Annotated in this window: 12 protein-coding genes and 1 pseudogene; all 13 read left to right on the forward strand. The window is 58.7% G+C overall.

Annotated elements, in window-relative coordinates:
* The first annotated feature begins 2 nt into the window (after window positions 1–2).
* Window positions 3–1,406 (forward strand): aspartate aminotransferase family protein, encoded by a 1,404-nt coding sequence (locus tag BR48_RS0116575; RefSeq protein ID WP_027232336.1) that lies wholly within the window; start codon window positions 3–5, stop codon window positions 1,404–1,406.
* 174 nt (window positions 1,407–1,580) lie between these two features.
* Window positions 1,581–3,029, forward strand: a complete 1,449-nt coding sequence (locus BR48_RS0116580) for a PLP-dependent aminotransferase family protein (RefSeq protein WP_036814683.1) — start codon at window positions 1,581–1,583, stop codon at window positions 3,027–3,029.
* A gap of 67 nt (window positions 3,030–3,096) precedes the next feature.
* A complete protein-coding gene (gene eutB, locus BR48_RS0116585; RefSeq protein ID WP_027232338.1) occupies window positions 3,097–4,116 on the forward strand; it encodes a hydroxyectoine utilization dehydratase EutB in 1,020 nt (339 codons plus the stop codon).
* On the forward strand, window positions 4,113–5,126 hold the full coding sequence (gene eutC / locus BR48_RS0116590) for an ectoine utilization protein EutC (RefSeq protein ID WP_027232339.1): 1,014 nt from the start codon (window positions 4,113–4,115) through the stop codon (window positions 5,124–5,126). Before eutB ends, eutC begins: the two co-directional genes overlap by 4 nt.
* Window positions 5,123–6,301: an ectoine hydrolase DoeA gene (gene doeA, locus BR48_RS0116595; protein ID WP_027232340.1), complete on the forward strand. Its 1,179-nt coding sequence runs from the start codon at window positions 5,123–5,125 to the stop codon at window positions 6,299–6,301. The genes eutC and doeA overlap by 4 nt, the downstream gene beginning before the upstream one ends.
* Window positions 6,302–6,305: 4 nt before the next feature.
* Window positions 6,306–7,319, forward strand: a complete 1,014-nt coding sequence (gene doeB / locus BR48_RS0116600) for a N(2)-acetyl-L-2,4-diaminobutanoate deacetylase DoeB (protein WP_027232341.1) — start codon at window positions 6,306–6,308, stop codon at window positions 7,317–7,319.
* Between the two features lie 64 nt (window positions 7,320–7,383).
* Window positions 7,384–8,235 (forward strand): ectoine/hydroxyectoine ABC transporter substrate-binding protein EhuB, encoded by an 852-nt coding sequence (ehuB, locus tag BR48_RS0116605; RefSeq protein ID WP_027232342.1) that lies wholly within the window; start codon window positions 7,384–7,386, stop codon window positions 8,233–8,235.
* Window positions 8,236–8,294: 59 nt separating this feature from the next.
* Window positions 8,295–8,960, forward strand: coding sequence for an ectoine/hydroxyectoine ABC transporter permease subunit EhuC (gene ehuC / locus BR48_RS0116610; protein ID WP_027232343.1), 666 nt, complete (start codon window positions 8,295–8,297; stop codon window positions 8,958–8,960).
* A 13-nt stretch (window positions 8,961–8,973) separates the two neighbouring features.
* Window positions 8,974–9,666: an ectoine/hydroxyectoine ABC transporter permease subunit EhuD gene (gene ehuD / locus BR48_RS0116615; RefSeq protein WP_027232344.1), complete on the forward strand. Its 693-nt coding sequence runs from the start codon at window positions 8,974–8,976 to the stop codon at window positions 9,664–9,666.
* Window positions 9,663–10,442: an ectoine/hydroxyectoine ABC transporter ATP-binding protein EhuA gene (gene ehuA, locus BR48_RS0116620; RefSeq protein ID WP_027232345.1), complete on the forward strand. Its 780-nt coding sequence runs from the start codon at window positions 9,663–9,665 to the stop codon at window positions 10,440–10,442. Before ehuD ends, ehuA begins: the two co-directional genes overlap by 4 nt.
* Before the next feature lie 844 nt (window positions 10,443–11,286).
* Complete coding sequence (locus BR48_RS24820; RefSeq protein WP_051615087.1) at window positions 11,287–11,631, forward strand: GrlR family regulatory protein; 345 nt, start codon at window positions 11,287–11,289, stop codon at window positions 11,629–11,631.
* A gap of 239 nt (window positions 11,632–11,870) precedes the next feature.
* The gene (locus BR48_RS26710; protein ID WP_027232346.1) at window positions 11,871–12,059 is read left to right on the forward strand and encodes a hypothetical protein; all 189 of its coding nucleotides are present in this window, start codon (window positions 11,871–11,873) and stop codon (window positions 12,057–12,059) included.
* A gap of 404 nt (window positions 12,060–12,463) precedes the next feature.
* Window positions 12,464–12,730, forward strand: a pseudogene (locus BR48_RS0116635) (DUF4142 domain-containing protein); the annotation flags it as partial.

Here is a 12,730-nt window from a genome sequence, read left to right on the forward strand (position 1 = left end):
TCATGGCCATAGACGTCACTCGGATTGCAGAGATGGACCGCAATTCGGTCCTGCATCCCTTCACGAAACTCAATGACTTCGCCAGCGGCAAGATGGGCGATCCGACGATCGTCGAGACCGGCAAGGGCATCCGCATAGAGGACGCGCTTGGCAATCAGCTGATCGACGGCTTTGCCGGCCTCTATTGTGTTAATGTCGGCTATGGCCGCACCGAGGTCGCCGAGGCAATTTCGCGCCAGGCCTATCGTCTCGCCTACTACCATTCCTACGCCGCGCACACGACGGATGAGTTGGCAATCCTTTCCGATCGCCTCGTGAAGATGGTGCCGGGCAAGATGAGCAAGGTCTTCTATGGCATGTCCGGTTCCGATGCCAATGAGACCCAGGCAAAGCTCGTCTGGTACTACAGCAACCTTCGCGGCAAGCCGAACAAGAAGAAGATCATTTCCCGCGAACGCGGCTATCACGGCTGCAGCGTCGTCTCGGGATCCATGACCGGCATGAGCTTCTACCATGACCACATGGATCTGCCGCGTGCGGGCATCCTCCATACTGGCGCTCCGCATCATTATTGGGGAGCGGAGGCCGGCGAGACGGAGCTCGAGTTTTCCAAGCGCCGTGCCGAAGAACTCGAGGCCCTGATCCTGCGAGAAGACCCTGAGACCATCGGGGCCTTCATCGCCGAGCCCGTGCTCGGCACCGGGGGCATCACGCCGCCGCCGCAGGGATATTGGGAAGAAGTGCAAAAAATCCTCAGGAAATACGACATCCTGCTGATCGCCGATGAAGTCATTACCGGCTTCGGGCGAACCGGTTCCATGTTCGGCTCGCAGCACTACGGCATCGAACCGGACCTGATCACCGTCGCCAAGGGCCTTACTTCAGCCTATTTCCCGCTCTCGGCCGCCATCGTCGGCGAGAAGGTGTACAAGGTCATGGAGGAAGGAGCAGATCGCGTCGGAACCTTCTCCCACGGATACACCTATTCCGGCCATCCGATCGGTGCTGCAGCAGCAAATGCCGTTCTCGACATCGTCGAGAAAGAAGACCTGCCGGGCAATGCGCGGGCGGTCGGCACCTACTTCCAGGAGGAGTTGAAGGCGAGGTTCGCCCAGCTTCCCATCGTCGGCGAAGTGCGCGGAGTGGGCTTGATGGGTGCGATCGAATTCGTCGCGGATCGCGATAAGAAGACGCGTTTCGCGCCGGCTCTCGCTGTCGGCGCACGCGTCTCCAAGGCGGCTCGCAATCGTGGCCTGATTGCCCGCGCCATGCCGCATGGCGACATCCTGGGTTTTGCGCCGCCGCTCGTCACCACAAAAGCCGAAGTCGACGAAATCGTCGCCATTGCAGAATCTGCCGTCCGATCGGTCATGGATGAGCTGGCACAAGCTGGCGAAAAAATCTGATCCCGGCATGTGCCGGGCTGGATTCGCTCTCCCGGCACATATTCGGAGCCCAAAAGCCCGGCAATTGCGCTTATCTTCAAGGCAATTGCCGCCGCGTCGTGCAAAACGCTTCATCTTTATGGATGAAGCGTGCATAATGTCATGAAATTATAGCTCTAATAACGAGACAATTTCATGCGCCGCCAAGCCAATCCGCTTGCCACCGACCCGAGCCCTGCGACGAGGCCGGTGGTGTGGCGACCAAGCCTCGCCAAACAGAAGGGCGAGACTAAGCACGCGGCACTGACCGAACGCATCATCGCCGATATCGATGGCGGCCTTCTCAAGCCGATGGACCGGATGCCCACACATCGCGACCTGGCGCGCGATCTCGGGCTTTCCGTGCAGACCGTCAGCCTTTCCTACAAGGAGGCGGAACGGCTCGGCTATCTGAGCGGCGAGATCGGCCGCGGCACCTTCGTGAAGGCGCGCGTGACTGATCGTGCCGGTCGAATGATGCTGGATCATAGCTCCAACGAAGTCCTCGACCTGTCCATCATTCGCGGTGTCTATCTCGAAGAGCATGAAACCGCATCGCGAGAAATCTTTCGCGAGATGGCTGAAGGGAATGTCGCCGATTTCATGCGTCCCTGCCGCCCGATCGCAGGTCTCGACCGTCATCGCGAGACCGCACGGATCTGGCTGCGCACGCTGGGCGTCTCCGCCGATGCCGGACGCATCCTCGTGACCAACGGTGCGGCCCACGGCATATTTCTCGCGCTTACCTGCATCATTCGTTCCGGCGATGTGGTTCTTTGCGAAAATCTCACCGATCACGGCATTATCGGCCTCTCCAACATACTCGGCTTCAGCCTGAAGGGCCTGCCCACCGACGAAGAAGGTATCCTGCCCGACGCTCTTGAAGCCGCGTGCGCATCAGGTGGCGTTCGAGCGCTCGTCTGGATTCCGACACTCAACAATCCCACCGGTCATGTCGCAGGCGCCGCCCGACGACATGAAATCGCCGCGATCGCAAAGCGTCACGGTATCTTTGTCATAGAGGATGAGGTCTATCGGCCGATGATCGACGAGGATTTGCCCTCGATCGCCGAAATGCTGCCCGATCTCGGCTTCTTCGTCACGAGTTTCACCAAGACCGTGCTGACCGGGTTGCGTGTTGGCTATCTTGTCGTGCCCCCCGCCTACTCCATTCGTGCGGCCTCCATCTTGCGCGTATCGAGCTGGAGCGGCACCTATCTGACCGCCGAAATCGCCACACGTTGGATCGAAAACGGTACGGTCCAGCGGCTGATCGGTATCCAGCGCGGCGAAATCCGAACCCGCCAGGGAATCACGACAGACATTCTGGGCGATCACATCGCTTCCAGCCATCCGCTGTCGCCTTGCGCCTGGCTGAAAGTGCCGAAGCACTGGGCGGAAGACGGACTGGTGCGTTCGCTCGCCAACCAGAATGTCGCCGTAACGCCATCCGAGCCCTTCGTCGCCGGCCCCGGCCATGGCGGCGGCATCCGCATCTGCATCGGCGGCCGCATGAGCCATTCGAGCCTCTCTAAGGCGCTAACGACGGTGCGCCAGGCGTTCGAGCAATTGCCGCCCGTCTACGATATAGGTTCGATCGGCTGAGGCTGTCCTCCACAATCATTGAATCATGACAATATAATAATTGACATGATTTTACTTCGCTCGCAACATGACAATCATGACGAGCGCCAACCTGCCCAGAACTCCCGACCAAGCGATGCTGCCGGTTACGCCGACGGATATCGAGCAGGCTGCGGCGCGCATTGCCGGTCGGTTGGAGCCTACGCCCCTAGCGCACTCCGGCACACTGTCTGAACGCACCCACCAGTCTGTCTATCTCAAGCTCGAAACGCGCCAGCCGATCGGGGCCTTCAAGCTGCGTGGCGCAATGAACGCCATCCTGTCGCTCGATGATGCCGAGCGGAAACGTGGCCTTGTCACCGCCTCAACGGGCAATCACGGCCGTGCCGTAGCCTATGCCGCTCGGGAACTCGGCTTGTCGGCCACTATCTGCATGTCGTCGCGAGTTCCCGCGAACAAGATCGAGGCTATCCGCGCACTCGGCGCCAAGATCCGTATCGTCGGCGTCTCGCAGGACGATGCGCAGGAGGAAGTCGAGCGCCTGGTTCGAAGCCTTGGCCTCGTTTCAATCCCGCCATTCGACCATGTCGATGTAGTGGCCGGTCAAGGGACGATCGGCCTGGAAATCGTCAAGGACCTGCCCGATCTCGCAACCGTGCTCGTTCCTCTCTCCGGCGGCGGCCTGGTCGGCGGCATAGCCGTAGCCGTCAAAGCCGCGAAACCACAGGTACAGGTTATCGCTATCTCCATGGAACGCGGCGCGGCCATGTATGCGGCAATCGCAGCCGGCAAACCGGTCGGGATCCGCGAAGAAGAGACGCTGGCGGATTCCCTCGGCGGCGGCATCGGCCTCACAAACACCATCACCTTCCCGCTCTGCCGCGACCTGCTCGATGACATCGTGCTGCTGACGGAAGCCGAGATCGCCGCTGGCGTTCGCCACATGGCACGAGAGGAATACGAAGTCGTGGAGGGTGCCGGAGCGGTCGGCGTCGCTGCGATCCTCGCCGGGAAGATCAAACTTTCGGGACCCACCGTCATCATCGTATCGGGTGGCAATATCGATCCGGACACCCATCGGCAAATCGTCGAGGGGACCGCAGCATGAGCCGGATGAGCATCCTCACGGAAAGAGATCTTCGCGCGGCTGTCAGGCTCGACATTTCTGCGGTCGACTGTATCGAGCAGGCCTTTGCCGCGCTCGCCACCAAGGCAATCGCGATGCCGCCGATCCTGCGTCTGGACATTCCGGAATTCCGTGGCGAGGTAGACGTCAAGACGGCCTATGTGCCCGGTTTCGACAGCTTTGCGATCAAGATCAGCCCCGGCTTCTTCGACAATCCCAGGCTTGGCCTGCCGAGCCTCAATGGTCTGATGATCCTCTTCAGTGTGAGAACCGGACTGGTCGAAGCCCTTCTTCTCGACAATGGCTATCTGACGGACATTCGAACGGCTGCGGCCGGAGCGGTCGCCGCACGGCATCTATCGCGCGAGGACGCTGCCGTCGCCACGATCTTCGGAGCGGGCATGCAGGCGCAACTGCAACTTCAGGCGCTGATGCTGGTGCGGCAAATCAGGTCCGCACGCATCTGGGCGCGCGATCACGCGAAAGCGCTAACGCTCGCGGCCGAATTTTCCCACGCCCACGGCATCGACGTCGTCGCCATTGCCGATCCGCATGAAGCCGTACGAGGCGCGGACATCGTCGTCACCACGACGCCGGCGGAAAAGCCGATCCTGATGGCCGACTGGCTGGAGCCCGGGCAGCATCTGACCGCGATGGGATCGGACGCCGAACATAAGAACGAGATCGATCCGGCCGTCTTCTCCTGCGCCACCTATATCGCCGACCGCATCACGCAGACGCGCATTCTCGGCGAATTGCATCATGCGATCATCGCAGGCGCGGCACAGCCCGACCAGCCCTTTTCCGAACTCGGCGCCGTCATAGCCGGCAAGGCACAAGGCAGGACCGGTGCGAATGACATCACCCTCGCCGACCTTACTGGCACCGGTGTGCAGGACACCGCCATTGCCAATCTGGCCGTCACCCGCGCGAAAGATGCTGGAAGCGGTCAGGTCATCGAAAACCAATTCAACACGGGAGATGCAGTGTGAGCGTGACACTGAGCTTTACGCGCGAGGAATATGCCGAGCGCCTGTCCAAAACCCGTCATGCCGCAGAAAAGGCCGGAATCGATCTTCTGATCGTCACGGACCCGTCCAACATGCACTGGCTTACCGGATATGACGGCTGGTCCTTCTACGTGCATCAATGCGTGCTGGTCCCGCCGATGGGCGAGCCGATCTGGTACGGCCGCAAGCAGGATGCCAATGGCGCGAAGCGCACCGCCTATCTGAACCACGCCAATATCATCGGTTACCCCGATCACTACGTGCAGTCGACCGAGCGTCATCCGATGGATCTCCTGTCGCAGATCATCGACGAACGCAAATGGTCGGGTCTCACCGTCGGCGTCGAGATGGACAACTATTATTTCTCGGCTGCGGCCTTCGCATCGCTGCAAAAGCATTTGCCGAATGCCCGCTTCAAGGATGCTGCGGGCCTCGTCAACTGGCAGCGCGCCGTCAAGAGCCCGACCGAAATCAACTACATGCGCAAGGCGGGCAAGATCGTCGAGCTGATGCACAAGCGCATTGTCGATGTCGTAGAGCCCGGCATGCGCAAATGCGATCTCGTCGCCGAAATCTACGATGCCGGCATTCGCGGCACATCCGAATTCGGAGGCGACTACCCGGCAATCGTACCGCTTCTGCCCTCCGGGGCCGACGCTTCGGCCCCCCACCTGACCTGGGACGACAAGCCGATGCAGTCGGGCGAAGGCACGTTCTTCGAGATCGCCGGCGCGTACAAACGCTATCATTGCCCGTTGTCGCGAACCGTATTCCTGGGAAAGCCTACACAGGCCTTTCTCGACGCGGAGAAGGCGACGCTCGAAGGCATGGAAGCAGGCCTTTCCGCCGCAAGACCGGGCAATACCTGCGAGGACATCGCTAACGCTTTCTTTGCCGTCCTGAAGAAATACGGGATCATCAAGGACAACCGCACAGGCTATCCGATCGGTCTGTCCTATCCGCCGGATTGGGGCGAGCGCACGATGAGCTTGCGCCCGGGCGACCGTACGGAACTGAAGCCCGGCATGACCTTCCATTTCATGACAGGCCTCTGGCTGGAAGACATGGGACTGGAAATCACCGAGAGCATCGCGATCACGGAAACAGGTGTCGAATGCCTGTCGAACGTGCCGCGCCAGCTCTTCGTGAAGGGCTGAGACCGTGCTGATGAGCGTGTCCCGCCCTTCGCCCATTGCTCCGACCGTCGATTTCGACGCCAAGGGGGTGCAGCACGGTCATCTGCGGCTGCCCTACAGCCGCGATGACAGCGCCTGGGGTTCGGTAATGATTCCGATCTGCGTGATTGCCAACGAGGAAGGCCCGACTGCGCTGCTAACCGGTGCCAATCATGGCGACGAATATGAAGGACCGGCTGCCTTGCTGGAACTGGCACAGACACTCGATCCGTCGCAGGTGAGCGGGCGCGTGATCATCGTCCCGGCGCTCAACTATCCGGCTTTCCGCGCCGGTACGCGCACCTCGCCGATCGATCGCGGCAACCTCAACCGGAGCTTTCCGGGCCGTCCGGACGGCACGGTGACGGAGAAGATCGCCGACTACGTGACGCGCCATCTCATTCCGCTGGCCGATATCGTGCTCGACTTCCATTCGGGTGGAAAGACGCTCGACTTTCTGCCCTATGCTGCGGCTCACGAGCTGCCGGACAAGGACCAGGAAGCCCGCTGCTTCGAAGCGGTTGCCGCCTTCTCGGCGCCCTTCTCGATGAAGATGCTGGAGATCGACGCGGTTGGAATGCTGGATACGACGGTCGAGGAAATGGGCAAGACTTTCGTCACGACCGAGCTTGGCGGGGCCGGCACGGCAACCGCCCGCTCCATAGAGATCGCACGCAAGGGCAGCCTTAACCTCCTGCGCCACGCCGGCATCCTGAAAGGCGAGCCGGATGTCCGTCCGACCCGTTGGCTGGATATGCGGTCGGACGATTGCTTCACTTTCGCGCAGGACGACGGATTGATCGCGTTTGTCCGTGATCTCGGTGATCCGGTCAGATCCGGCGAGACCGTTGCCCGCGTCTACCCGCTGGGCCGGACCGGCATCGCCCCTGTCGAATACAGCGCCGTCATGGATGGCGTTCTTGCAGCACGCCATGTGCCCGGCCTCATCAAGGTCGGCGATTGCCTTTCCGTCATCGCGACGATCACGGAGAACATCTGACCGGAACAATCGATGCGAGATCCGAAAACGGACCGCCGAAACTTTAACCAGAGGAGAATGACGAATGACTATGACGAAAATCGCGGCGCTTGGCGCCATTGCACTGTCCATCGGCGTCACGACCGCCAGTGCCCTCACCGTAGAGGAAGCCAAGTCGCAGGGCTATATTCGCGCTGCAACGGCGAACGAAGTGCCCTATTCCTACATGCAGCCGGACGGAACATCGGCCGGAATCGGTCCCGACGTCGCCAATGCGGTCCTCAAGTCCATGGGCATCGAGGAGGTCAACTGGACCGTAACGCCCTTCGGAACACTCATTCCCGGTCTTAAGGCCCGTCGCTTCGACTTTGCAGCCGCAGAGCAGAACATATCGCCAGAGCGCTGCAAGCAGGTCGCCTTCACCGAGCCGAACTCGTCGTACGGCGAAGGACTGCTGGTCAAGAAGGGCAATCCCAAGGGCCTGACCACCTATGCGGATATCGCAAAGGATCCGTCACTGAAGGTCGCCGTCGTTTCGGGTGCAAACAATGTCGACTTCCTGCGCGCCGTCGGCGTCAAGGACGAGCAGATCGTCTTCATTCCGGCCAACGCGGATGCGATTCCGACGGTGCAAAGCCGGACCGATGCCTATGCGGCGACCGAGCTGACAGTTTCGGAGCTCGCCAAAGGCCAGGCCAATGTCGAGCAGGTCACTCCCTTCAAGGATCCGGTCGTCAAGGGAGCACCGGTTCGCAATTACGGCGGCTTTGCCTTCCGCCCGGAAGACAAGGAACTGCGTGACGCCTTCAACACTGCCCTGGTCGCCTTCCGCGAGACAGACGATTATAAGAAAATCCTCGGCAAATACGGCCTTTCGGAACAAAGCATCGCCGCAACCGCGCAAAAGAACGTCGCCGACCTTTGCGCCGGGAAGTAACGGCAGAAGGCGCTCGGTCGAGAGTCGGGCGCCATCCGCAATAACCGGGAGACTTCCAGATGGACTGGACAGCCTACCTGCCGATGCTGTGGCAAGGTGCCGTCGTTACTATGACAATTACGCTGGCCGCCATTGCCATCGGCGTCCTGCTTGCTTTTGTCTTCGGCATTCTGCGTGTCGAAGGTGGGCCGATCCTGTCGGCGATAGCGCTCTGCTATACGGAGGTGTTTCGCGGCACTTCCCTGTTCGTCCAACTGTTCTGGTTCTATTATGCGCTGCCGCTGGTCGGCCTGAGCTTCGATCCCATCACCACAGGCATTCTGGTCCTGGCTGCCCATGCCGGCGGCTACGGCGCGGAAATCGTACGCGGCGCGCTTTCGGCCGTTTCCACGCAGCAGCTTGAGGCCGCTCGTGCACTGAATTTCGGTCGCTTTCAGACGCTGTTTCGCATCTCCCTGCCCCAAGCGGTTGTCGAGATGATGCCGGCTTTTGGCAATCTCGCCATCGAAACGCTTAAGCTTTCGTCGCTGTTGTCGCTGATATCGATCGCCGATCTCACCTTCGCGGCCCAGTCGATCCGCAACATCACGCTGGATAGCGCCAGTATCTATTCGATCACGCTCGTCTGCTACTTCGGCATGTCGCTCTTGCTGATGGTCGCTATCCGCATCATCGAGCATTTCGTGCGGCGCGGCGACGTCTTCCCCCGCGCCCGCCATTCGTGAGGATCTTACCATTATGATGTACGGCTACGAATGGGACACAACGAACTGGATCACTTATACAACCTCGATCCTGCCCATCATCCTTATCGGTTTGACAGTCACGTTACAGGCGGCGGCGGCGGGCTTTGCAATTGCGCTGGTGCTTGGCCTGGTGTTTGCGCTGTTGCGCCGCAGCCGCATCAAGGTGATCTCCTGGACGACCGCTTTCATCGTCGAGTTCCTGCGGGACACGCCGCTGCTGGTGCAGCTGTTCTTCCTTTATTACGTTCTGCCTGATTTCGGCGTCGTTCTGCCCGCCTTCCTCACCGGCGCGCTGGCGCTCGGCCTGCAATACGCTGCTTATACCTCTGAGGTTTATCGAGGCGGCATAGAGGCGGTGCACCGTGGCCAATGGGAAGCGGCAACCGCCCTCAATCTGACGCGGATGCAGACCTATCGCGATGTGATCATTCCTCAGGCGATACCGCGAATCGTGCCTGCCATGGGCAATTATCTCGTTGCCATGATCAAGGAAACGCCCGTCCTTTCCGTGGTTACAGTTCTAGAAATGATGGGGCTCGCCAACATGATCGGCGAACGCACTTTTGAATATCTCGTGCCCCTGACGCTTGTCGGCCTGATCTTCCTTGTCCTGACGTTGATCTGCTCGGCTGGCCTCCACCGCCTGCAGAAAGCCCTTCCAAAAGCGGGAATACCCTTGCGATGACCAATAATAATGATCAGCCCATCATCGAATTTTCCGACGTCACCAAGCGCTTCGGTATTCTGACTGTGCTCGACAATTTCAATTTCAGCGTCGCGAAGGGAGAAAAAGTGACACTGATCGGCCCGTCCGGCTCCGGCAAGTCGACCGTTCTGCGCGTGCTGATGACGCTCGAGCCGTTCCAGGAAGGCAGGCTGACACTTGCCGGCACGCCTTACCACGAGCCGGGCGGCAAAGGCCGGTTCCAGGCCTCGGAAAAACACCTGCGCCAGATCCGCAATCACGTCGGCATGGTCTTCCAGAGCTTCAATCTTTTTCCTCATATGACCGTCCTGCGCAATATTGTCGAAGCGCCGGTTCGAGTCTTGGGGATGGCGCGGGCGGAAGCGGAAGCGCGTGCAATTGAACTGCTACAGATGGTGGGGCTTGCGGAGAAGAAAGACCACTATCCGGTGCAGCTTTCCGGCGGGCAGCAACAGCGCGTGGCTATTGCCCGTGCGCTTGCGATGCGCCCGCAGGTTCTACTTTTCGATGAACCGACGTCAGCGCTTGACCCGCAATTGGTTGGGGAAGTCCTCTCCGTCATTCGCAGCCTGGCGCACGAGCACGACTTGACCATGCTGCTCGTCACACATGAAATGCGCTTCGCGCGGGAAGTATCCGACCGCGTCTGTTTTTTCGACAAGGGAAGCATCTGCGAACAGGGAACGCCGGAGGAGATATTCGGCGCGCCGAAAGAGGCGCGCACGCGTGAGTTTCTGTCTTCGGTTCTGGGATAATCCCAGTTGTAGCCTTTTAGAGAAACCTACGGTCTTGAAGGGAATCGAACCGACGACCCCGTGATTAACTAGCTTCTATTGGCACTAAGTTTTTAGTCCAAGCAACTACTTGCTATCCGGATGGCGCCGTTGAAACCAACAGATGACTCGATGTGGTAATGCCATTTCCAACGGCGGCCACAGCAGACTGGCACTAATCCCCTTGCTGCAATCCATTCATCTCAAATGCTTCAGTATAAATGACCGATTTGGGGCGAATCCTGCTATATCGGCAGCTTCAAACGAATGGGGGAATGGCTCCGGCGATTGTACGGTTCGTTGATAAACAGACGCTTCGGTTTAAATGCGAATAGATTTCGAAGTTAAGGAAGGCGCCATTGTCCGCGTACGTCTTATGTTGCGGTCCACGCCGTAGCGATGGATACGATCCGCATCTTGCGTATTTTGCACAGCGGGCACATGTGGCCAGACGAGATCAGTTTTGTTTGTCGCTGTGGTTACCCTGAAGGGCCAGGTGTCGAAGAACAAACACAAGTGCGGCGTCAGCAACAAGGCCCCGCGTCGTGCCAACCATCATTTCATAAGGACTGCCTCCCGTGATAGCCGATTTGTCGGGTAATTAGATTTTACCAATATCGGCGCGCCAGGGGGTTTTGCGGGTACCCGGCTTCTTTGCAATAGAACTATCAGGCTTTGGCAGTGCAACTGTGCGCCGGTCGCTGCAACGTATGCTGCTCATCGCAATCGTTGCCCCTCTTCCGCAGGTCCATCTAGAAAGGTTCCCAGTACTTACCTTCACCGGTGGTAAGATCGTTTTTACAATTTGAATGTTGGAGGAACGCTAATGCCTAACAACTTTCGCGAGGGAATCTATCGTGCCGAGTTTGATACACACTCAATGCAGGGAATTGGCTTGGTGGTTCTTAGAGACGGTCGCGTGTACGGTGGAGACACTTTGATTTATTACGTTGGGACCTACTCGCTTTCTGGAAATTTCATTACTGCCCAAGTTAAGGCCCGCCCATTTAAAGGAATGACCTCTGAAACCATTGCATCCGTATTTGGAGGCGATGAAAACGGGCTTGAACTGGTGGGCGAGATTAGGGGCGATCCCATTTCTCTGAGTGGCAAATCTCAGAATTCTCTCGGCAACGACATAGAGATTAAGCTAAACTTCTTGCACGAGTGAAGTTACCGGCATAGCCGTAAGTATCTGCTTGGCCGCTTTCTCCATTGGCAGCCCATCAACGCTGGCACAAACGATAAATGTTACTGCCGAGATGGTTTCAGGCCGCTGTCTATTCTATGCCTTTGCGGCAGTGGGGCTTGTTGTCACATCGTGGCTAGTCCTCATTTTTGGCACCGGGAGGTCACGGAACGAACTTGGAGCCTGTTCGTTGAGCGTGCAAGAGAAACGGAGGACGTGCAATGGGTATCGAGCAAGCCCCTACGGAAAAAGGGAGGAAGGCTGCACGAGGTTTGAGGAAGAGCGCGGCAGAAGATGAAAAGAAGGTGGAAGCCCAGAAAGGTTCTGACCTAGCCAAGGGCGCGGACCGTTTTGAGGAACGTTCTAAAAGCTCCGACGGGACTAGCGCGGGTACAAAACAGCGGCTCTAAGCTGACGCGACTTGGACGAACTCTCCAATAATACGATTACCATCGCGCATTGGACTGAACCGCCGATATGCAAACGACAGTCGAAAAGTCACGTGTACTCATCCATACCTGAACACTATTTTGGACGGTGTTTGGCCGGCATAGTCACTTGTTGCTGGGCATGGTGTGAATCCCGCCACCTGGATAGCACTGATTTTTAAGTCTCGCTTCGATGGTACACACCCTGCCGGTAAGGATCGGTCGCTAACCTGGTAATCGACCGCATCCGATCAGGATCAAGCCGAGCACGATCATAACGTCAACAGCGACGGGCATTGTCCAATGAAGCGCCCTGGCATCGGCTTGCGCTGTTGGAACAGTGTTCTCTACCCCGCGTTGTTCGCTCAGTGCAAAGGAGAACCCAGATGAACAAGCTTTTAGTGACTGTTGCCTTGTTAATGATGTCAACGCCGACGTTTGCCCAGACGGCGGCTGAAAAGACCGGCGTCAACTCTCTGATCGGGGTGGCCCCCAAAACGGAAGATTTCGTTATGGAAGCTGCCACCAGTGACATGTTTGAAATCGAGTCCAGTAAGCTCGCCGCGGACGGGCTGACGATCCTACCAAGGTTTTCGCCAAGCAGATGATCGCGGACCATCAGAAGACGTCGGCGGAGCTGAAGCAATTGGTTG

The organism is Phyllobacterium sp. UNC302MFCol5.2, from assembly GCF_000686005.1.
GTDB classification, from domain to species: Bacteria; Pseudomonadota; Alphaproteobacteria; order Rhizobiales; family Rhizobiaceae; genus Phyllobacterium; species Phyllobacterium pellucidum.